Annotated in this window: 16 protein-coding genes; 2 read left to right on the top strand and 14 right to left on the bottom strand. The window is 60.5% G+C overall.

The features are described 5' to 3' along the window. Window positions 1–118: 118 nt before the first annotated feature. The 5 genes from B0G82_RS21500 to B0G82_RS21520 all read right to left on the bottom strand — a co-directional run bounded on the left by B0G82_RS21500 (window position 119) and on the right by B0G82_RS21520 (window position 7,197). Window positions 119–1,768, bottom strand: coding sequence for a hypothetical protein (locus B0G82_RS21500; RefSeq protein WP_121308968.1), 1,650 nt, complete (start codon window positions 1,766–1,768; stop codon window positions 119–121). 43 nt (window positions 1,769–1,811) lie between these two features. Then, on the bottom strand, window positions 1,812–3,629 hold the full coding sequence (gene glmS / locus B0G82_RS21505; protein WP_121308969.1) for a glutamine--fructose-6-phosphate transaminase (isomerizing): 1,818 nt from the start codon (window positions 3,627–3,629) through the stop codon (window positions 1,812–1,814). Window positions 3,630–3,806: 177 nt separating this feature from the next. Further along, a complete protein-coding gene (locus B0G82_RS21510) occupies window positions 3,807–4,505 on the bottom strand; it encodes an FCD domain-containing protein (protein WP_121308970.1) in 699 nt (232 codons plus the stop codon). A gap of 181 nt (window positions 4,506–4,686) precedes the next feature. Then, on the bottom strand, window positions 4,687–5,823 hold the full coding sequence (locus B0G82_RS21515; RefSeq protein WP_116145423.1) for a glycosyltransferase: 1,137 nt from the start codon (window positions 5,821–5,823) through the stop codon (window positions 4,687–4,689). A gap of 312 nt (window positions 5,824–6,135) precedes the next feature. After that, complete coding sequence (locus B0G82_RS21520; protein WP_158608186.1) at window positions 6,136–7,197, bottom strand: EpsG family protein; 1,062 nt, start codon at window positions 7,195–7,197, stop codon at window positions 6,136–6,138. Between the two features lie 467 nt (window positions 7,198–7,664). Between B0G82_RS21520 and B0G82_RS21525 the strand changes: the two genes are divergently transcribed. Further along, window positions 7,665–8,840, top strand: a complete 1,176-nt coding sequence (locus tag B0G82_RS21525; protein WP_121310763.1) for a glycosyltransferase — start codon at window positions 7,665–7,667, stop codon at window positions 8,838–8,840. Window positions 8,841–8,862: 22 nt separating this feature from the next. Here the strand turns inward: B0G82_RS21525 and B0G82_RS21530 are convergent, their stop codons facing one another. The 9 genes from B0G82_RS21530 to B0G82_RS21570 all read right to left on the bottom strand — a co-directional run bounded on the left by B0G82_RS21530 (window position 8,863) and on the right by B0G82_RS21570 (window position 20,451). Beyond that, the gene (locus B0G82_RS21530; protein WP_241974777.1) at window positions 8,863–9,795 is read right to left on the bottom strand and encodes a hypothetical protein; all 933 of its coding nucleotides are present in this window, start codon (window positions 9,793–9,795) and stop codon (window positions 8,863–8,865) included. A gap of 109 nt (window positions 9,796–9,904) precedes the next feature. Further along, window positions 9,905–10,642 carry a DUF2334 domain-containing protein gene (locus B0G82_RS21535; RefSeq protein WP_121308973.1) on the bottom strand — a complete coding sequence of 246 codons (738 nt, stop codon included), beginning with the start codon at window positions 10,640–10,642 and terminating at the stop codon, window positions 9,905–9,907. Window positions 10,643–10,680: 38 nt separating this feature from the next. Further along, a complete protein-coding gene (locus tag B0G82_RS21540) occupies window positions 10,681–11,871 on the bottom strand; it encodes a glycosyltransferase family 4 protein (protein WP_116145431.1) in 1,191 nt (396 codons plus the stop codon). Between the two features lie 70 nt (window positions 11,872–11,941). After that, window positions 11,942–13,066: a glycosyltransferase family 4 protein gene (locus B0G82_RS21545; protein WP_121308974.1), complete on the bottom strand. Its 1,125-nt coding sequence runs from the start codon at window positions 13,064–13,066 to the stop codon at window positions 11,942–11,944. Between the two features lie 52 nt (window positions 13,067–13,118). Next, complete coding sequence (locus B0G82_RS21550) at window positions 13,119–14,279, bottom strand: glycosyltransferase family 4 protein (RefSeq protein WP_121308975.1); 1,161 nt, start codon at window positions 14,277–14,279, stop codon at window positions 13,119–13,121. Then, window positions 14,276–15,643, bottom strand: coding sequence for a lipid II flippase MurJ (locus B0G82_RS21555; RefSeq protein WP_116123623.1), 1,368 nt, complete (start codon window positions 15,641–15,643; stop codon window positions 14,276–14,278). Before B0G82_RS21555 ends, B0G82_RS21550 begins: the two co-directional genes overlap by 4 nt. An 85-nt stretch (window positions 15,644–15,728) precedes the next feature. Beyond that, window positions 15,729–16,760 carry an SDR family oxidoreductase gene (locus tag B0G82_RS21560; protein ID WP_116145437.1) on the bottom strand — a complete coding sequence of 344 codons (1,032 nt, stop codon included), beginning with the start codon at window positions 16,758–16,760 and terminating at the stop codon, window positions 15,729–15,731. Between the two features lie 77 nt (window positions 16,761–16,837). Continuing rightward, window positions 16,838–18,115: a Vi polysaccharide biosynthesis UDP-N-acetylglucosamine C-6 dehydrogenase TviB gene (gene tviB, locus B0G82_RS21565; RefSeq protein ID WP_121308976.1), complete on the bottom strand. Its 1,278-nt coding sequence runs from the start codon at window positions 18,113–18,115 to the stop codon at window positions 16,838–16,840. 92 nt (window positions 18,116–18,207) lie between these two features. Then, a complete protein-coding gene (locus B0G82_RS21570) occupies window positions 18,208–20,451 on the bottom strand; it encodes a polysaccharide biosynthesis tyrosine autokinase (RefSeq protein WP_121308977.1) in 2,244 nt (747 codons plus the stop codon). 427 nt (window positions 20,452–20,878) lie between these two features. Between B0G82_RS21570 and B0G82_RS21575 the strand changes: the two genes are divergently transcribed. Further along, window positions 20,879–21,334 carry a ribonuclease gene (locus tag B0G82_RS21575; RefSeq protein WP_121308978.1) on the top strand — a complete coding sequence of 152 codons (456 nt, stop codon included), beginning with the start codon at window positions 20,879–20,881 and terminating at the stop codon, window positions 21,332–21,334. Window positions 21,335–21,488 lie beyond the last annotated feature (154 nt).

Below are 21,488 nucleotides of genomic sequence, written 5' to 3' on the forward strand. Positions count from 1 at the left end.
AAAAGAACACCGTGATCTGGATGGACGCCAATTGAAACAGCCCCGGCGTAATGCGGGGCTGTGCGCCATACATTCAACGGAAGATCCGGCGCCGCGCGCCGGATACCGCGGTGAGTCACTATTTAGCGCGCTTCTTCATCCCGTCGATGAGCGTCAATCGCCCCGCCCGGTTGAACGTGTGCACGCGATCTATGCTTGCGTCCCAGTTAGCTTCGATCCGGCTTGCCGACGTTTCCTTATAGGTGGTTTCGTCGATAGCGTCGATACGTTGAAACGACAACGCGCGCCCGTATTTGCCACTGCAGTCCTGCGCGGGCCGATACCACTGGCCGTGATGTTCGAAAATGCTCCCCGCGGGGCGAGCAGTTCTGATATCCGACACGATCGGGTTGCAGGGATGAGGATGCCAGTCCTTGCTCAACAGCGTATCCGACCAGAACAGAAACAACTCGTCGGACAGCGGTGCGTGCTCGTTTTCCCGCATGCAGGCGAAGAGCCAGTATTTGCCGTCGTGACGCCAGATTGTCGTGTCCACGGCCATGACGTCATCCATCAGGTTCATGACGTGTTCCCACTGATCCGGGAACCTCGTGCACCGATAAAGCTCGATGGCCTTGCTCTCGTTGGTCTCCGGGATCATGTAGAGATCGCCGCCCTCCTCCAGCATGAACGGATAGGACAGGTGATAAGGCCGCTCCAGAATCTTCACGGGAGGCAGGATCGGCTGGTCGTTCGCATCGAAACGGATAACCGAGAGATGCCCCCTGTTCTTCGAGTATTCGAGTTCTTCGATAAAGACCGCATACTCGCCATTTCTTTCCACCACGAACGGGTCTGCCCAGAAGCGGTCCTTGGGCGGCAGCAGTTGCTTGAACTCGAAAAGACGCTCAGGGATTTGAGCATTCTCGCCGAAGTGATACAGCAACATCCACTGTTCGAACTTGCGCAGCCCGCTTGCCTTCCTGGCGACGGTTCTCGCCATCAACTGACCAATAAACTTGCCGTAAGCGCCGCTGGTCGGCTCGGCGATCTTCTCGCCGGAATAAAACGCGGGTGGCGCATCAGCCTGCGTGTATTTCCGCCTGAAGTTGTCTTCGCCGATGTCCCTGAGCTCGCGCAACTTTCGCGGCGCGAACGAGAGCGTCTTCCAGTAGCAGTGGCTGCGATTCCTGTGAATCGACACCGGATAGGTCATCGACCATGATTTTTGCAACGTGTGCGGGCGTTCGCCCGCCCGGGTCTGAAACTGCAAGGCGGACGCCGTCGTTGTCCGGTCCAGAAGAATGTCCCACACGCCGACGGGTCCGTCACGTTCGACTATTTCATCGCCATGCCGGTATGACCATATCCCGCACGAAGCTGTATCGAAGATTTCGCCGCAAGGCCGCAACGGGCCGAGCCGCAGAAATACGGTGATGCCATGCGTGGCGATTTTCGCGAGGTCGCGAGGATCGAAATGATCCCCGCATTCCTTGCTCTCCACCTCGACATTCAAGGTGGGCACTTCCGCCAGCGCCGAGGCCAGCGACTCGGTCCTGAACGCGTCGTGTCCGACCTTGACGAGGCGTTTGTCGAGCGCCATCCACAGCGACAAGGGCCACCGACCGGCCTGCGAAGCAGTTTTCCTCCCCGGGCGCCGTTGGTACGCATATTTGACGACAAGGGCGATCTCCATTCCCTGCTCGGCGGCAATCAGCCCTAGCATGTGATTCACCCAGGCCGGCAACGCAACGTCGTCGACGAGAACCCCAACCTTGATCGTGTTCATCGCTGATTGTCTTGGTGGATCGATATGCAACGTGCCCCGCGCCTCATTCCACCGTCACCGATTTCGCGAGGTTGCGCGGCTTGTCGACGTCGGTTCCTCGCGTGCACGCCGTGTGATACGCGAGCAGTTGCAAAGGCAGCACGTGCAGGATCGGCGACAGCGGCCCGTAGTACTCGGGCATCTGAATGACGCGCAAACCTTCCTCGTTCGACAGATTCGCATCGGCATCGGCGAACACGTACACCTGGCCCCTGCGGGCGCGAACCTCCTGGATGTTCGACTTCAGCTTCTCCAGCAAGCCGTCATTTGGCGCGGTCACGACGACCGGCATCGCATCGGTCACAAGCGCTAGCGGTCCGTGCTTCAGTTCACCGGCGGGATAGCCTTCGGCGTGAATGTACGAAATCTCCTTGAGCTTCAACGCGCCTTCCAGTGCGATCGGAAAGTGCGCACCACGGCCGAGAAAGATCGCGCTGTCCGTGCGCGCGATCTCGTGCGCCCACGCGATGATCTGCGGTTCGCGCGCCAGCACGCCCTGTAGCGCCGTGGAGAGGCCCGAGAGCTGCGAGCGGTAGTTCGCTTCCTGCTGTGCATCGACGTACCCGCGTGAGCGGCCGAGCGTCACCGCGAGAACGAACAGCGCCACGAGTTGCGTGGTAAACGCCTTGGTCGATGCGACACCGATCTCGGGACCGGCTTGCGTGATGAACGACCAGCGCGACTGCCGCACGATCGCGCTGGTCGCCACGTTGCAGATTGCAAGCGTGTGGTCCTGACCGAGCGCTTGCGCATGCATCAGGGCGCCGAGCGTGTCGGCGGTCTCGCCCGATTGCGAAATCGGCACCACCAGCGTGTTCTTGCCCGGGATCGTTTCGCGGTAGCGGTATTCGCTGGATATCTCGACCTGCGTCGGGATCTTCGCGATCGACTCGAACCACGTCTTGGCGGTCAACGCGGAATAGTGGCTCGTGCCGCAGCCAAGCAGCAGGATGCGGTCGATCTGCGCGGACGCCTGCGGGTCGGTGGCCCCGAAAAGCGTGGCGTCGAACGCGCTGTTGCGGGGGAATGTTTTGGACACAGCCAGCGGCTGTTCGAAAATTTCCTTCTGCATGAAATGACGATACGGTCCGAGCGCCGCCTCGGTGGGCGGATGGAGCAGCGTGCGCGCCTCGCGCTCGACCGGCTGGCCGTCGCGGTTCATGATCCGGGTGCCGTTGTGGGACAGATCGGCGATGTCGCCGTCCTGCAGGAAGATAAACCGGTCGGTTACGTCGGAAAGCGCCAGCGGATCCGACGCAAGAAACGATTCCTTGCCGTTTATCCCGATCACGAGCGGCGAGCCATACCGCGCCCCCACCACGCGCTCCGGCTCGGCCTTGCAGAAGACTGCGATCGCATAGGCGCCGCGCAGTTCGCTCACGGCGCGACGCACCGCTTCCGCCAGATCGCCCTGGTAGTGACTGTGAATCAGATGGGCGATCACTTCCGTGTCCGTCTGGCTCGCGAATTCATAGCCCGCGCCGCTCAGCGTGAGTTTCAGCGCCTCGAAGTTTTCGATGATGCCGTTGTGAACGATCGCGATCTCGTTCTGCGAGAAGATGGGATGCGCGTTCTGGGTCGCCGGCGCGCCGTGCGTCGCCCAGCGGGTGTGAGCAATGCCCGTCCAGCCTTCGAGCCCCATCTCGCGGACCTCGCGATCCAGAGAGCGAACGCGCGTCAGACTGCGCACGCGGTGTGGCGCGCCGTTTCGCAACACCGCCACGCCGCAGGAGTCGTAGCCGCGGTATTCCAGCCGCCGCAAGCCTTCGAGCAATACCGGAACGACGTTGCGTTCCGCGATCCCAGCCACGATTCCACACATATTCCCCTCCGATGGTTTAGTCCGTTGCGCGACTCAACCGTGTTGGAATATCGCGTGGACTTCATAAAGCGTCTTCTGTTGCGCTACAGCGGCCCGTTGCTTCGCGCATCCTTATTCTAAATAGGCATCCGAATTAAATCGGCCACCTTCGGACCCCGGCGGCGGCCGGTATTCAGCTCAAACCGTTTCCGCGAGCAGCTGGTCCGCGCTATGGCTGATGAGTTGCATCATCGCCGCCTTCGCGCTGTCCGCATCGCCGAGTTCGATCGCGCGCACGACTTTGCCGTAATCGGCTATCCGCGCCTCGTACGCCAGCGCTTGCATGCGGGAGACCGGTTGCACGGACTTCAGCCCCATCCGGACGATGTTGCCCATCTGGCTGAGCAAGCTGTCGCCGCTGGCGTCGATGATCGCCAGTTGCAACGCGTCTTCGGCGGCCTTGCGCGCGACGGGATCCCCGCTCGCCTGCTGGAGATTCTGATACATGGCGGCGATAGCAATGCGCTGATGCCGGCTCGCCCGCGTGGCCGCGAACGCAGCCGCACGCGGATCGACGAGTTTGCGGAATTCGATCAGCCCGTGCAGATACTCCGGATCGGGCGTGGCGCGAAGCCGCCACTCGGCGACTTCATGATCGATGATGAGCCAGTCTTTCGTCGGCTTTACGCGTGTACCCGTTTTCGGCCGGACGTCGAGAATCTGGCGTGAAATCAGGATGCTGATCGCTTCGCGCATGATCGAGCGGCTCACGCCGAGCTTCTTCGACAGGATGACCTGCGGAGGCAGCATGTCGCCGTCGTAATCCCCGTTGATGATACCGGTCACCACCTGGTTGACCACTCGCTTGACTAGCGATGTTTCGTATCCGTGGTTCATTTTGTCTTCTCGTGGTCCTATGGGCGTTACCTGCAAGGTCCGTCTTTTCCCGGACCCTGGCCGCGGTTTTCAAGGCTTGTCCCCGTGCCTTTGTATGTTCATATGGTGCATCGGGTTTCGCTCCCGCAACGTACGTCCTCACACACTGCCTGTGTAAATGAATGGAAATCGCAGCGCCGGGTCAGTGGCGCGGCTCCTCGGCTCCGCGCGGCGCGACGACCGGCGCGTGTCCCGTGATCACCAGCCAGCGCGGCGTCCTGATGCGTACGATCGACACATAGACGTGAACGTAGATCGTGACGAAGGCGATGGTCGCCCCGGCGAGCGCGATAGGCGTGTCCCAGAAGAACGTGGCCGGCACGATGCTGACGAGGCTCAGCACCCACAGATAAACGGATGTGCAGGAATTGCGCATCGCACGCCGGCGCAGATTGCCGCCGTCGATACCCTTTCGCACCACACGCCGATACACGAGCGTATGCAGATGAAGTCCGTCCGGAGCGCCCGCCGGCCTGCCGCGCACGATCCTGCGGCGATAGATGGAAAAGAGCGTCTCGAAGGTCGGATAGATGGCGACGGCCATCGCGTACCACGCCGACACGCCCGGGTTGCGCACGATCAGCAGGACCAGCAGCTCCGCCATGACGAAACCGATGAAATAGGCCCCTCCATCACCGAGGAAAACGGAAGGCACCGGAAAGTTCCAGAGCACGAAGCCGCCGATCGCGCCAATCATGGTCAGCGCCATGCTCATGACAAGCCAGTCGTTGACGCTATGGGCCACATAACCGATCGAGGCGAAGATCAGCATGGTGACGACCGAGGCGAGTCCGTTGAAGCCGTCGATGATATTGACGGCGTTCGTCAGACCGGCGACGCCGAGCATGGTGAAGCCGATCCCGATCGGCAGAATGCGCAACCACTGATCGATAAGCGGCAAGTCCACCCGCGTGAGTGTGGCGTGCATCAGCAGGCAGGCCGCGAGCGCCGAAGCGAGCGCGCACAGCAGCCGCACGCGCGGGCTCACGCGCTTGGTCATGTCTTCGATCACGCCGCCTGCGAAGGCGGGCACGGCGCACAACAGGAGCAGCAGTTGACCGGTCCCCGGGGCGGTCGCCCACAACGGCTGGATGAGCGCAACGACCGTGGCGGCGCAGGCAATGCCGACTCCGCCGATTCGCGGCACCGCATAGGCGTGGTTCTTCTGAATGCCCCGCAAGTCGTGGTCCATCGTAAGCGACCCGTGCAAGCCCGAACTTCGTACGATAAAAAAGATAACCAGGAATGAGACAACAAAGCCAAACGCAAGATTTAACATCTCGGTCTCCAACATAAACGTACGAATTTTTATTTTCTTGTCGCTTTAAAGCACATTTAGGACAAGGTTAGTGATGCACACCGTCTCTCACTTTGAGTCTTTCCTCTGTGGCATTCCCAACACAACCCGGACACGATCATTTTATGAGCCGACAAATAAGCGTAAATACGACGTGCCACGGCATACGCCGAATCAACTGATCGACGCAGCGGAATATGTCTATGAAATGATCATTGCCCGCTCTTGCACGCGCTCCGGAAGAAGGCGTGCTTCGTACCGGCAAGCATTACCTTTCGGCCAGCGGACAAGCGCTCAGCGAAAGTACTTATAAGTGTCCAGCAGATAATTCTTGTGAATGTCGTAAGTCAAAATAGCCAGGATAAAAGCGACGATCCATAGGACCAGCGAATTCTTGATACGGATCTCCGGCAGCATGAAGGCCAACAGCAGCGGTCCATAGTAGACAATGCGCTGGGTCCCGAATGGATAGACGAAGAAGGAGATGATCAGGAACATGATCAGCCCGATATGCATGATCGCGATCTCATGAACGACCATTTCGCGCGCGACATGCTCGATATGCTTTCGACGCAGCACGATCACGAGCATTGGTACGATCAGATACAGAGCGAGCGAGATCAGGAAGTTCACGGTGAATTCTTCCTGCTGCGTGTATTCCTCGATCCGGCGGCCGCCGAACCTGGCGAACAGCCACGCCGACGCCAGCGACATCGCGAGCGCCGCGCCGACCACGCCCACGATCGCCAGCGCCTTGCTTCGCTTCATGAGGACGTGCGCGAGAATCAGGAACAAGGCCGGATACGCAAAGGTGGTGTGAACGATACTCGCGAGCAGCGCGCCTCGAACGGGTTGCTGCCGGCACATCGCGAAGTACATGGCGATCGACAGGGCGAAACCCTGACGGATCTGGAATAGACCGACCGTCGCGAGGCCGGTGGGGATCAGCGCCCACAAAAGCAGGCCGAGAAGCGGCCGGCGCGTCCGGCTAAGAGCAAGCGCCATCAGCACATTCAGCACGACGACCGTCACGCGGACCGCGGTGTCCGGTGAGAGGCCCAGTGAATCGAGGCCTAACACCCACAGCCGCCAGCCGAGTTCATCCGTGATCGTCTTCACGATGAAAAACACCACCGACTGGCTGCTGGACCACAGATGAACGATCCAGAGCGGATCGGCGTCCCTGAAGTACGCAACGTAATTGTCCTGATCGAGCAGCGTGCTCCGATCACCGAGGGCGATCTTCAGGAGAATGAACGCCGACAATGCCAGGAATCCAAGCATGGAAGGCCGCAGCCACCGGTAGCCGATTGGATGGATCTGGAACTTGGAGTTGAGTTGTTCTGCCACTTTCATCCCTCTCTTGCCCGTCAGCTTGCCAATGCCGCGCAAACCGGAGGAGGTGCGTTGATTTTTATGCCGCTCACTCATGCTTTCGGCAAGCGCCGTTCAGCGGAGCGCGTTCAGTGACCGGTATCGCTATCTGGCCATTGAATGCTCTTGAAACTAACTTTGCCTTATGCCCCTGCACGCTATCAGCTTTCGATTGGACCTTACGAGCGGAACGGCACATAAGATTCGCATCGATTCCGGAGGACGGGTCCATAGACTCGTATGCACAATAAATCGCATTCGGGAATAGCGAGCGACAATTGTCTCGGGCTGTGTTGGATGGCGAACGGTATGGCGGCGGCTCGATCACTTAGCCTTCCATTATCCTTTCGTAATGACGGATAGCGATCCGTGAAAGACACACGACACAGTCGGACCGGATTGAAATAGCAGCGGTTCTACGTCACCGAATGCCGTACCGTGCAAACAAAATGAAAATTGTCCATATTATTTCGGGACTCGGGGTAGGTGGTGCCGAAACGTTGCTTCTGAATCTGGTTTCGGAGTCCCGCATCGCCGGAGAGACGCACGTCGTCATCTCCCTGTCCGCCATCGACAAGATGGCCGACCGTCTGCGTGCGGCGGGTGCTGAAGTCAGGTTTCTGGGAATGCGGTCTGGTGTTCCGAATCCGCTGCTCCTGATTCGACTGGCAAGGTGGATCGTCGAAGCGCGCCCCGATGTCGTCCAGACCTGGATGTATCACGCGGATACTTTCGGCGGCGTGGCGGTGTTGCTGGCGCGGCTCATGTTCCGCCTCAGCAGGCAGCGCCATCGCTTCGTGCTCGTGTGGGGTATTCACCGTACCGAAGTGCCCACGCGCAAAGTCGGGCGCGTTCTGAATACGCTTGCACGAATGGGCGCGGCGACCTCGAACCGTTTGCCGGATTCGGTCATTTGCTGCGCCAACGCGTCGTTCAGAACTCACGTCGAATACGGCTACGAACGCACGAAGATGCGGGTGATTCATAATGGCTTCGATGTCCGCAAGTTCGTGCCGGACGCCACCGCAAGGACTGCGCTGCTCAATGAGCTCAGCCTGCCGCCGGTTTCCATACTGATCGGAATCGTAGGACGCTCCAATCCCGCCAAGGATTACGATAACTTTCTGCGCGCGGCCGCGATGCTTCATCAGCGCGTGCCGGAGTGCCATTTCGTCATGGTCGGCAAGGACGTCGACGCCAGCAACAAGGCGCTCGCACGCACGATGAACGAGCTTGGCCTGGGCGGCGTCTGTCACTTGCTGGGCGCCCGGAATGACCTGCATCGAATCATGCCGGCGTTCGACATGCTATGCCTCTCATCCCGAACGGAAGGCCTGCCCACGGTCGTGGGCGAAGCGATGGCCTGCAGCGTTCCATGCGTGGTCACGGACGTGGGCGATACCGGCCAACTGGTCGGCGACACCGGTCTGGTTGTTCCGCCGCGCGATCCCGTCAGTTTGTCGGACGCGCTCGAACAGATGGCGACGTTGAGCCTGGAGCAACGCAAGACACTGGGACGGCTGGCGCGCGAGCGGATCGTCGAGTCCTTTTCGATTACGGTGTGCTGGCAACAGTACCGGGACATGTACACGACATTGCTACGCGCCAAAGGTGTGACGCGTTGAGCGCCGCACCTTTGGCAAGCGGCTACCGGACGATGGTGGGATTCGTGATATCGATCTTCGGCCCGGCGCGGTCGTAGTCGGCGCTGACAAAGGCGTCTCGCCTCGGACGAATCCACGTCGGCGAATTGCTCGTGATATAGCCGGTAACCACGCTGCCTTTCATCTTCAATCCGGATACGCTGAAGGCCGCTTCCCTGCTGTCTTCGTCCTTGTGTCCGCTGATCACGACGCTGACGTTCTTTTCCCGGCTGCCCGGCAGTGCCTCCAGATAGACCAGAATGCCGAACTGGCAGTGCCGCGTGGTCGGATTCACAATCCGGATGTTTTCCACGATGTCCGTGTTTGCGTTCGGCTCGATATCCAGTCCGGCGGAAGGAAGCGTACCGGCTATGTTTTCCCACACAGGACTGTCGAACAGAATATTCTTGCCGCTGATAATCGACACGCCTTGCCGACGGCAACCGGACGCGTAGTGATTCATGACCCGGACGTCGCTCGAATAGGGCAACCCATTGCCGAAGCTGTTGGCGATATAGATGCCGTCTCCCCAGCAGTTGATCGTGCTGGGCGACAGTATCGTCACATCCGTGCTTCCGGCAATGGAAATGCCCATGCCCCACTCTCCGCCCTTCACGGTGTTCAATTCTTTACTGCCGTCGAGGCGAGGATTTTCCAGCACCACGTGCCGCACGTCCCAGACACGAATGACCTCGTAGTTTTGCGTGTCGTGAGGAAGCAGTTTGATCGAGGCGCCGGGCGCGAAACGCACGCGGCTGTTGGTGCGCATATGCAGTCCTTCCGCGTCGATTCTGCATGGGCCCGTGATGACGAGCGTCTTGCCGACCGAATTATCGACTGCCTTCTGAAGCGCGGCGCGGTCGTTTGTCGTGCCGTCCGCCTTGACGCCGAACGATCGGTCGATGACCTCGTCGGGCGCGACATGTTTGTTGGTCACGACGTCGGCCACCGCAGCGAGAGGTCGCGTGATCGCACCCACCATGCTGCTGAGGAGAAAAGCATTGACGGCTCTCCGGCTGTTGCGCACCGTGCACCCCATCAAGAGTTCAGCCCCGCAAGCGGCGCATGGCGCGCAACGGGGTAGAAGTTAAAAAGCGCATCGCCATCGCGACGCCCGGGACAGGTGTTCTGACGCTCGCGGCGTCTTCAAAGGAAATGAACCGCGAGCGGTTCTTCTTCACGAATCCGACAATCCTGTCGATCTCGGCCTCGCTGAGCGTGTTGACATGCAGGCAAATGGAATACACGCCGAAACCGAAATGCAGCGGCGTTGCGAACAACTGCGGCACCGCAGTCAGGGCGCCGAATTTGTACGGATAGACGCCGCTGCCGTCCGTCAAATATTTGAAGTCGAGATCGGCCAGCGCGCGGAGCGTCGCTTCATCGAACGAGTGGGAAGGCGCCATGAATACTGGCTGCCAGACGCCCTCTTGCTGGAGGATCGTCTTTCCCGCCTGCAGCTTGGCGAATTGCTCCTCGTAGGAGAGACCGGCCAGCTCCGATTTGCTGCCGAGACGCAACAGCCCAGGGTGCTCGGTGACGTACTGGTGGGTGTAGCCGTGCTGCGCGATGCTCCAGCCGCGATCGACCCAACCGCGAACCGTATCCCAGAACGCGTCTCGCGCCGGCTCGACGACGAGCGTCTGATCGAGACAGTTCGGCACGACGCCGACGAGCAGCGGCAGGTCCTGATCCATGGAAAGCTCATCGAAGGGATCGAAGCGCGACCACGCCATTTCCGGAGTGATGTCATCGAAGCGCAGTATGAATTTCGGAACGACCATGGCCACTCAAACTCCTTCTGGATATTTCGCTGAAAGCGTCAAATCTGCCGCTCGCGCTGACTCGCTACGACGACTTCGCGAGGCGCCGGATCCAGCAATTCGCTATACACCCGCAACGTCTTGCTGATCACAATCGACTCGTCGAATTCACTCAGCGCCTTGGCTTGAGCCGCAAGGCCGAGTTTCCGGCAAAGCTTGCGATCGTCGTCGAGCAGGCGAATTGCGTTGGCCAGCGCCGCGGCATCGCGCACCGGAATGAGCAAGCCGTCTTCTCCCGTCGCGCTGACGACTTCACGGCAGCCGGGGACATCGGTGGTGATCAACGGCAACGCGCACGCGGCCGCCTCGATCAGCGTCTTGGGCAAGCCCTCCCGATAACTCGGCAGCACCACGACGTCCACTTCGGACAGCAGCTTCGGCATATCGCTGACATGGCCCAACCACGTGAGAAGCCCGTCGTTAGCCCAGCCTTCGACGAGCTCGCGGGGAACAGAGGCGGGATTGCCATCGTCAGGGGAGCCGGCGAGAAGAAACCGCACCGAGCGGTTTTCATCTCTCAGTGCCCGGGCCGCCTCCACGTATTCGGCAATCCCTTTGTCCCACAACAGGCGAGCAGCGAGCACGACCCGCAACGGAGCCTGCGTGTCTTCATCAGTTTCCGGCCGGGCAGAGAAACGCGAACAGTTCACGCCGGAGCCCTTGATGAGCTGTATGGAGCGGTCGTCGACAATTCTCGCCCGTTTGAAAATCGCGACGTCGTCGGGATTCTGCAGAATCAGCGCATTGCGCCGGCCGTTAAGCGCGGAGCGCATCAGTTGGCGCACGATAGGCCGCAGCACGCGGGCTTTCAAATCCCGGCTTGTGAAGACGTAGCCCATGCCCGCCACGGCATTGATTCGCGCGGGCACGCCGGCCAGCTTGCTCGCGAGCGAGCCATACACCGCGCTCTTGATCGTAAATCCGTGGACGAGGTCGGGCTTTTCACGGCGGAGAAACCGGACAATCCATGCGAGCACACCGACTTCGCGCAACGGATTGAGACTGCGGCGATTCATCGGCACGGGGTGCCAGCTGAAACCGAGTGCCTGCAGCTTCGGTCCGAATTCTCCCGGCGGCGACAGCAGGACCACTTCATATCCGTCTTGCCGCAGTCTCTGCGCCAGCGAGAGCCGGAAGTTGTACAGATACCAGTCGGTGTTGGCAAAGAGAACTACTTTACGTCCGTTCATGTCCGCTCCTGAATCTCTGAGCTGTGTGTAAATACGGCAGATCACGAGCGCAACCATGCCGTTGGGTTATTCAGTGCGTCGACTCAGCAGCCTTGGCACGCGCCCCAACCCGTTCGAACAACTGGTCCCAGATTTGCAATACCGCCTTCAACGAATAGCGTTCCCGTACCGAGACGGCGGCCTTCCTGCCCAGTTCGGCGCGCAACGGGTCGTCCGAAATCAGCCGGCGTAACGCGGCAGCCATGGAGTTCGCGTCGCCTGGCGGAATGAGCAGGCCGTCCTCGCCGTTGCGCGTCAATTGCCGCGGTCCGCTAGGACAGTCGAACGACACGACGGGCAGTCCAAGCGCCATCCCTTCCATCAGCGCCATGGGCAAACCTTCATGGCTCGACGACATTGCAAAGACCTGTCCCTTGGCCAGTTCGCTCCACGGGGTCAGCGTGCGGCCCGGCAGGAAAATCCGCTCGCCCATGCACAGTTGCTCGATCTGAGCCTCCAGCGCCGCGCGCTCCGGTCCTTCGCCCCAGATCCACAAGTCCCAATCAGGCCACTCGTGGGCGAGCAGTGCAAAGGCGCGGATCAGCAAATCGAACTGCTTCGTCCTGTTGAGCCGTCCGAGCGAAATGACGCGTTTGCGTGGCGTGGCCGGTTGGCGTTGCTGGAGGAACAGTCCATCGGGCAGCGGATTGGGCATCACCGCGATGTCCTTCATGCCCGGCACGACTTTTCTGAACGGCGCGACTACGTCGTCGGTCAGCAGCGTCAGCAGATCGGCCTTCGGATAAACGAACCGGCACAGCAGTCGCCATAACAACGAACGGCTATCGGCAAGAGGATTCGTGTGCTCGCTCACGATGATGGGAATGCCGAGCCCGCGCGACGCGAGAATCGTCGCGACATTCACATTCGTCAGGAACGACACAATCACGTCCGCTCTGCTTTCGCGCATGAGGGCACGCAAGGCACTCATACGCTGGATAAAGTTGAGCGGTCCTCGGCCGCGCCGCTTCACGAGGTCAGCCAGGTAGACGAACTTCACGGCCGGTGAAACGGGGTAATTGCAGGCGCCGCGGCCGGAATACGTGGCGACGAGCGTGACCGAGTCGCCGCGCTCGACCCATGCGTTGACAAGCGTCGCGGCGACGCTCTCGGCACCGCCATCCTGCATCGCGCTAATGAACAAGACGATATTCATGAACGGTCCGGATTCGGCCCATGTGATTGATGGAGTGCAAAGCGCCCGGTACTCATTCCGTCACCCGTACGGAAGGACGCTCGACGAGTCCCGAAGGTTTCGCGCCGGTTTGCGTGAACACGTCGCGCCACATCGAGAACACCCTCGCTACAGAGAAGCGATCGACGACAGCACGCGCGCGCGACGCCATCAGCGCGCGGGTCTCGTCGTCTTTCATCAGGATCGACAAGGCATCGGCGAGCGCCTGCGGATCGCCGACCCGACGAACCAGCAGGCCGTCGTGGCCGTGCGTGATGATGTCACCAGGGCCGGCATCGCAGTCGAAGCTCACCACCGCGCAGCCGCTTGCCATCGCCTCGACGATCGTCATCGAGAAGCCTTCGAAGCGCGAGCTCAGTACGTACAGGTCCGCACGCTCGTACCAGTCAGGCATATTGCCGACCTGGCCCGGCAGCAGCACGCGATCGCCCAAGCCCGCCGCCGCGACTTGTGCAGTGAGTGCGCGCCGGTCATCGCCATCGCCGAGAATGACGAGATCCCACGCGGGAAAATCGCTCGCGATCCGGCCGAAGGAATCGATCAGGATATCGAAGCCCTTCTGTTCGGCCATCCGTCCCGCCGCGAGCAATACGCGACGCTGTGCGCCCACGACCGCCTGCGGCGATACGAGCGGTTCCACAACGGGAATCGGCAGTGAGATCGAATTTGGAATGACGGTGACCCTTTTGCAATGGCAGTGCTCCTGCAGCCATAGCCTGCTTTTCTCCGTCAACGCGACCACCTTGTCCGCGAACGGGTAAGTCCAGCGGCGTAGGCATTCCCAGAACCTGCCCTCGAACAGCATCGGCGGATGAATGTGCTCGGTTGCGATGACCTTGCACGGCAAGCCGAGGCCGGCCAGGATCGCCAGAATCGACGGCCTCGTCTCGATGCCGAGCACCACGTCCGGGCGCACTTCTTTGAGCACGCGCCGCAATGCCAGCATCCGCCGCGCATTCGCGAAGACCGCGCCGGCCGGGCCGTTAGTGGCGCCCGCGAGATCGAGCGTGATGCGCTGGACCGAGTCGTGCAGCGAATAAAAGTCGCTCGCGGTAGAGGTCAGCGTCACGACACAGACTTCCTGACCTTGCGTCGCCCATTCGCTCGAGAGGTTCATGGCCACGCGTTCCGCGCCGCCGTAATGCAGTGAATGGATGAACAGCAGAATCTTCATAGCGGACCTGCCTTTTTATTCTCTAATGATCCGTGTGACAGCGTCAGAGACAGATAGCAAACGAACGAACTGGCGCCCATGACACCGGTTGCCAGGACAACCCCCGTAATGCCGAGCCAACGAATCAGGAAAAAATTCGCGACTGCCTTTACTGCAAAGTTCACGACCGCGATCAAAGCCATTGCCTTAAAGCGACCTTGGCTCGCGAAAAGCTGCACCAGCACCAGTACCGAGAAATAGAAAGGAATCTGAATCAATCCCCAGCGAAACAGGCTGGACACCGCCAGCGTATCGGCCGCGCTAAAGGCGCCGCGCTGAAACAGCAGCTTCACGACGAACGGTGCGAGAAGCCACGCCACCACCACCACCACGCCGCTGATCGCCAGCATGAACAGCGACCACTTTAGCGCGATGCTTCGGGCACGAACGTTATCTCCTGCACTCAACAGCTCGGATAAAACCGGCAAGGTCGCCCGGCTGATCGCTACCGCGCCCATGCTGACCAGCAAGCCCAGCACGCGGCTCGCATAGCCGAGCGTCGCGATGTTGCCGTCGCCAAGACCAGCCACGAAATACTGATCCAGCGGTGTGGCCAGACTCATGACGAGCTGGCCGATCATGAACACACCGACCGCGCGGTACATGTGCGGCCATTGCGGCGAGCTGAGAGAAAAGCTGAGCCGCGCGCGGATCTGATCGGCGCGCCCGGAGAGCACGCCCAATAGCACTGCCTGGAGGATGAAGCCGAGCGTGCTGCCCCAGATCAACGGCGCCGGCGAGCTTGCATCGTGCCAGACGAGCACGAAGCCCAGCAGCACGAGCGCCGGCACGCACTCCAGCAGCGTGTTGACGTGCTTTTCACGCGCCTGCAGGCGGGCCGCATAGACGCAGATCGTCAGCATGACGATGCCGACCGGCGCCATGCCGAGCATCATCCTGCGCGACATCACGCGGGTTTCTTCCGACAGGTTGCGCGCCATCAGGTCCAGCGCATACGGCCAGGAGAAATAGAGAAGGACCGCGAACGCCACGCCGACGGCTATCGCCATCACGTCGAGTTCGCCGAGAAACTTCGCCTGCTCCTGCTTGGGCCGCGAACGCAGTTCGACCAGCGCCGGCACGAGCACGACGCTCAGCACGGCGACGAACGTGGCCGGCAGCCAGGTGATCAGCGTGAGCGTGAGCTGATAGGCATCGACGACATTGCTGATGCCATAGCGATACGCGATCGCCATTTCCTTGAGCGCGCCCGCCGATTTGCCGATGAGCGCGAACATGGAAACCCAGACCGCACTGCGTGCGATCCGGCTATGGTCAGGGTGAATCTGCGCAAGACGGTTTCGCCAACCTGCGATCTGAGACATTGACGTTACCGCCTTAAAAGAATCGGCGCGCCGCGCATGAGCCTGTCATGCCGAGTGCGCCGGTGAGCTTGGGCGACTGAAGGCATTACCGTTTCGATACGAATTCGATGTACCAGGGCATCGCTCTGGACAAGCCTTCGACGAAGGGGATTTTGTTTTCATAACCCAGAAGCCGTTCGGCCTTATCGACATTGGCCTGTGAATGCCTGACATCGCCGGCGCGAAACGGTCCGAACACCGGACGCTTGTCGCAGCGCACGCCGTTGTCGGAGAGCACCGCCCGCAAGCCGTCGTAGAGCTGGATCAAGGTCGTGCGATCGCCGACGGCGACGTTGTACACCTCGTTCCTGGCCGGCTCGTCCGACATCGCCGCGAGGATATTCGCCTGCACCACGTTGTCGACGAAGCAGAAGTCCCGGCTGGTTTCACCGTCGCCATTGATCAGGACGTCGTCGCCGGCAATCAGCGCCGCCGTCCATTTGGGAATGACCGCGGCATACGCGCCGTCCGGATCCTGGCGCTTTCCGAATGCATTGAAGTAGCGCAGGCCGATCGTCTTGAAGCCATACGCACGAGCAAACACCGACGCGTAGAGTTCATTGGCGTACTTGGTGACGGCGTACGGCGAAAGCGGCTGGCCGATCTGGTCTTCGACTTTCGGCAAGCCAGGATGGTCGCCATACGTCGAGCTCGAGGCGGCATACGTGAAGCTCGACACCTGCGCATCGCGCGCGGCCACCAGCATATTGAGGAAGCCGCTGATGTTCACCTCGTGGGTCGCGATCGGGTCGGCCACCGAACGCGGAACCGAACCCAGCGCCGCCTCGTGCAGCACGTGATCGACACCATGAACGGCACTCACGCAATCTTCCAGCCGGCGGATATCGCCTTCAATAAACCTGAAGCGCTTCCATTGCTCCGGCGAAACGACGGAGCGTACTTCGTCGAGATTGCGCTGGTACCCGGTGGAAAAGTTGTCGAGTCCGACCACGGTCTGATCGAGCTTGAGCAGCGCCTCCAGCAGATTCGAGCCGATGAAACCGGCCACGCCGGTAATCAGCCACTGCTGCGGGCGTCCGGCGAGTTGTTGCCGTATTGTTTCGTAGCGATCTGGCATCAGTGCCTCCGGATCAGATGAGGAAGCCATCACGTCGTGATGGCATTGCGTGCGATGTGCGCGGCATCTGGCATTGCTTAGAGACGCAGATCGCTAGCCTCGGGAGGCAGCAGGTATTTCAGGTCGTACAGCACATGCTCGGGCTTGCCGAAGACGCGAATGGCTTCCACGCCCAATTCCAGGAACCGGCTGTGCGCGACGGCCACGATCGTCGCGTCGTAGACACCTTTGGCGGGATGCTCGATCGGATCGAGGTTGTGTTCGCGACGGGCGTCTTCTTTCGAGACCCATGGATCGTAGACATCGACCTCGACGCCGTACTCGCGCAACTCGGCAACGATGTCGACGACCTTGGTGTTGCGCAGGTCCGGACAATTTTCCTTGAAGGTCAGCCCCATGATCAGCACGCGAGCCCCGGAGACGCCGATCTGCCGCTTGGTCAACGCCTTCACGAGCTGCGACGCGACATACCCGCCCATGCTGTCGTTCAGGCGCCGGCCGGCGAGGATGATCTCCGGGTGATAGCCGATCGCCTGCGCCTTGTGCGTCAGATAATACGGATCGACGCCGATGCAATGCCCGCCCACCAGACCCGGCCTGAATGGCAGAAAGTTCCATTTGGTTCCGGCTGCCAGCAAGACCGACTCCGTGTCGATTCCCATCTTGTTGAAGATGATCGACAGTTCGTTGATCAGCGCGATGTTGACGTCGCGCTGCGTGTTCTCGATGACCTTGGCCGCCTCGGCCACGCGAATGCTGCTCGCCTTGTGCGTGCCCGCGACGATGATCTCGCGATACAGCTGATCGACGAGGTCGGCGGTTTCCGGTGTCGATCCCGAAGTGACTTTACGGATATCCGTCACGCGGTGCGCCTTGTCGCCCGGATTGATGCGCTCCGGACTGTAGCCGACAAAGAAATCCACGTTGAATTTCAGCCCCGAGACCCGCTCGAGAACCGGCACGCACTCCTCTTCCGTCGCACCCGGATAGACGGTCGATTCGTAGATGACCACGTCGTTCTTTTTCAGCACGCCGCCGATGGTTTCGCTGGCGCCGATCAAGGGCCTGAGATCGGGCCGCTTGTAATCGTCGATCGGCGTCGGAACGGTTGCGATGAACACGTTGCAGGCTTTCAGTTCCTGCGCGTCGGACGTGAACGTCATGCCGGTGGCAGCGGCCAGTTCTTCATTGCAGACTTCGAGTGTGACGTCCCGTCCTTCACGCAACGCCGAGATACGGGCCCCGTTGATATCGAAACCCACTACCGGGCGATGCTTGCTGAACTCCACCGCAAGCGGCAAGCCGACATAGCCCAGGCCGATCACGGCGAGTTTCAGCTCGTTTAACGAATGCATGATTCTTGCTCCCCTTTATTATGGATTCGCGTCTTTGTCCGAACCCCGGGCACGGTTCAGCAGGACTGAATCTTTGCCCGGGGCTACGCGCGCTATTTCGCGACCGAATCGGAGTAGTAGGCGTCGTATGCGTAGCCGCCGTACCGGCGCGACTGAGAGTAATTGCCGCGGCTCACCTTGAATCCGTTCAGCAGAATGCCTTCGACTTTCGAACCCGTTTGCGCCAGACGCTTGACCGATTCCGAGATCTCTCCAGCACGCGTATCGGCGAAACGCGCGACCATGAAGATCGAATCGGCGACCGGCGCCATGGTCACCGTGTCGGACACTGCGAGAATGGCCGGCGCGTCGAGCAGCACAATGTCGTACTGTTCCGAAGCGGCGCGAATGGTTGCCCTGAAATTGGCGCTCAACAGCAGTTCGGCCGGGTCGTGCGGATACTCGCCGCACTGCAGGACGTCGAGGTTCGGCAGAACGTCCTTGTGCACCGTCTCTTCGAGCGAACGTTCGCCCGTGATCAGATCGGCCAGGCCCGCGCCGCGTTGCAAGCCGAAGTACTGGTTCAGATGGCCGCGACGCAAGTCGCCGTCCACCAGCAGCACACGCTTGCCGCCCGAGGCGAGCAAGGTGCCGAGATTGGCCGACAGGAACGACTTGCCGATACCCGGCAGCGGCCCCGCGAGCATCACCACGTTGTTGCGCTCGCCGTTCAAGGCGAATTGCAGTGCTGCCCGCATCGTGCGCAGTGCTTCGACAGCGGGGTCCATCGGGTAGCGGAAAGCCAGAGCCAGTTTCTCGGGGCCGCGGATCGCCATTTTCTGCGTCAGTTGCTCCTGCTGGGCGCTGACCGGAATCGTCGCGTACACGGTCAGGCCGGTGCGCGATTCCAGCTCTTCCGGATCGGCTTCACCCTTGAACAGATAGTCACGCAGGAAGGCCAGCCCGATAGCGACGAACAGACCCAGCACTGCCGAAATCAGCAGCACGAGCGTTTTTGCCGGCTTGACCGGGCGCTCGGGGACGTCCGCGGTATCCAGCAACTGCACCGAAGCGGACTGACCGGCCTTGACCAGCCGCAGCGTGTCGATGTTGCTGCGCAGCGCCGAGTACATGTCGGAGCTCATGCGCATGTCGCGCATCAGACGTATCGCACCTTGCTCCGCCGACGGCATGGACTTGACGCGTGCCGCGAGACTCTCGACGTACTTGTTGGTGCTGGCGATCTGCTGATCGATCGCCACCACGCTCGGGTGCTCGGCGGTCAGGTGAGCCATGAGGTCCTGACGCTGACGCTTGAGGTCGTAAAGACGCGAGTCCGCTTCCGTAGCCTGGCGCAGGATGAGCCGGCTTTCCTCGTCCGCATCCAGCAGGCCGTGACTGTTGCGATAGGTGTTGTAGGCTTCTTCCGCCTGCTCCATCTGGCGCTTCGCGCCCGGCAGCTGCTGCTCGAGGTAGTTCAGCGATTTCTCGGCGTTGGCACCCTTCTCGTTCACGTTCTGGCGCACATACACCGCGCCGATATCGTTGAGGATGTTGGTCACGAGAACCGGATCACGGCCTTCCAGCATGACGCCCAGCACATTCGACTTGTTGCCTTGTTCGTCGACCTGAAGGCCCTTTTGCAGCTGTTCGAGAGCCTGCTGACGCGAGTGGCGCGTGAGCTTGAACTCCGCCCCGCTCTCGCCGTCGATCTTGCTCACGAGCAGATTGACCGGCCCGTGGCTGGTTTCGAATTGCTCGTCGACGCCCACGCGTCCGGTGACCGGCTGTTCCAGTCCCGGCCCGCGCAACTGGTACTGGCCGCCGGTCAGTGCGGTGACGGTGTACGCGTTGCCTTCCTGCTTCCTCGGCACTTCGAAGGTCGACACGCTGATCGATTCGTCACCCCAGACGAAGCCGCCCCAGCCGAAGATGCCGGGCGTCATGCGCGAGTCGGTGTGGCGCGCGATCAGGCCGCCGAGCACCGGCAGGCGCTTCGGCTCGGCTTCGATGTAGAGCTTGAGGTAATCCACCGTCTGCATCGCGATGGCTTTCGACCTCAGGATCTGCATTTCGCTTTCGGCCGAGGACTTCTCCTGGAACAGCGACGACGCATTGCGCACCAGATCCTTCGAATCCGGCAGTGCGGTTGGCGAATTGTCCTCCACCCTGATCGAAATACTGGCTCGATAGATAGGCGTAGCACAAAACGCGTACAGCGCGCCCACCAGAATGAATGCCATTGTTATAGCGGCGATCATTTTTCGGTGATTAATCAACGTATCGATGATCGATCCAGGATCGAATTCGTCGTTACGTTCGGATAATCCCTCTGACGCTTGATATTTGAGTTTCATGGGCACGTCTCGTCACGTGGTTTTATTTGACCGCTCAGGCAAGCGGATTCGAACGAGGGAAATGTGCGATTAACGGTATTGGTCCTTTCCCTGACGCAACAGTACGCATAAGGCCGAACCAAGTATGCGCGGTAGTGCACACAAAAAATCCCGGACTTTATTCGCTATAAGCGACTTGCAGAGGGCGGCGGGAAGCGGGAAACGCATTTTTTAAAATAAGGGAAAACCACAAAATGTCCGACCAGACGGGTTCGTGTTTTCACGCAAGGCGAAGGAGGATCGCCACGCCGGATTGCGCGATCGACAGCGGGCGCGGATCGCCGGCCTCGTTGAGGATCATGATCCGCGTTGATTTGCTCCGCCATTAGCGATACCTTTACGTCTATTCCGGTCGTCGAATTGCGGTCAACGAGAGGAGACCCGTTTCGTGAAAAGAGCGTGGGCTTTCTCCTGCATCGTCGCCTTGAGCGCGATCCTCGGCGGATGCGGCAAGGGGGGATCGCAAAACGCCACCGAGGCGTCGGGCGCATCCGCGAGCGCGGCGCCGGCTCAGCCAGCGCAAGGCGCGAGTGGTACAACCGTCGCGTCAGGCGCACTCGGCACCGTCACCAAAACACAGGTGCCGGGCGAAGCAGCCGAAACATTGCGGCTGATCAAAGCGGGCGGCCCTTTCCCCTTTTCGGAGGACGGCGTCGTGTTCCGTAACAGCGCGGGATTGCTGCCGCAGCATCCACGCGGCTATTACCACACATACACCGTTCGCACGCCTGGGTCGACGGATCGCGGGCAGCGCCGGATCATATGCGGCGGACCGCGCAAGCAGACAGGCGACTGCTATTACACCGACGATTACTACGTCAGTTTCAAGCGCATTGCAGAGTAAAGGCGGATTGATCGGGATATGTGTCGCGCGAGCGGTAAAGGCCGACTTCGTAGTGCTCGACGCGCTGGACACTTTCACGTCGAGCATTCTGAGTACAACGTACGGTGTACCGCGACTATGACTCAAGCCGATTATCGGAGCCGAAATGTCGCTC

The sequence above is a fragment of the Paraburkholderia sp. BL17N1 genome, from assembly GCF_003634175.1.
GTDB lineage: Bacteria > Pseudomonadota > Gammaproteobacteria > Burkholderiales > Burkholderiaceae > Paraburkholderia.

Bases quoted from the DNA above. Each gene is read 5' to 3' on its own strand.
- B0G82_RS21500 (WP_121308968.1), bottom strand. From the start codon at position 1,768: ATGAACACGATCAAGGTTGGGGTTCTCGTCGACGACGTTGCGTTGCCG.
- B0G82_RS21520 (WP_158608186.1), bottom strand. From the start codon at position 7,197: ATGAAAGTGGCAGAACAACTCAACTCCAAGTTCCAGATCCATCCAATC.
- B0G82_RS21525 (WP_121310763.1), top strand. From the start codon at position 7,665: ATGAAAATTGTCCATATTATTTCGGGACTCGGGGTAGGTGGTGCCGAA.
- B0G82_RS21560 (WP_116145437.1), bottom strand. From the start codon at position 16,760: ATGCCAGATCGCTACGAAACAATACGGCAACAACTCGCCGGACGCCCG.
- glmS (WP_121308969.1), bottom strand. From the start codon at position 3,629: ATGTGTGGAATCGTGGCTGGGATCGCGGAACGCAACGTCGTTCCGGTA.
- B0G82_RS21515 (WP_116145423.1), bottom strand. From the start codon at position 5,823: ATGTTAAATCTTGCGTTTGGCTTTGTTGTCTCATTCCTGGTTATCTTT.
- B0G82_RS21570 (WP_121308977.1), bottom strand. From the start codon at position 20,451: ATGAAACTCAAATATCAAGCGTCAGAGGGATTATCCGAACGTAACGAC.
- B0G82_RS21550 (WP_121308975.1), bottom strand. From the start codon at position 14,279: ATGAAGATTCTGCTGTTCATCCATTCACTGCATTACGGCGGCGCGGAA.
- B0G82_RS21540 (WP_116145431.1), bottom strand. From the start codon at position 11,871: ATGAACGGACGTAAAGTAGTTCTCTTTGCCAACACCGACTGGTATCTG.
- B0G82_RS21545 (WP_121308974.1), bottom strand. From the start codon at position 13,066: ATGAATATCGTCTTGTTCATTAGCGCGATGCAGGATGGCGGTGCCGAG.
- B0G82_RS21555 (WP_116123623.1), bottom strand. From the start codon at position 15,643: ATGTCTCAGATCGCAGGTTGGCGAAACCGTCTTGCGCAGATTCACCCT.
- tviB (WP_121308976.1), bottom strand. From the start codon at position 18,115: ATGCATTCGTTAAACGAGCTGAAACTCGCCGTGATCGGCCTGGGCTAT.
- B0G82_RS21510 (WP_121308970.1), bottom strand. From the start codon at position 4,505: ATGAACCACGGATACGAAACATCGCTAGTCAAGCGAGTGGTCAACCAG.
- B0G82_RS21535 (WP_121308973.1), bottom strand. From the start codon at position 10,642: ATGGTCGTTCCGAAATTCATACTGCGCTTCGATGACATCACTCCGGAA.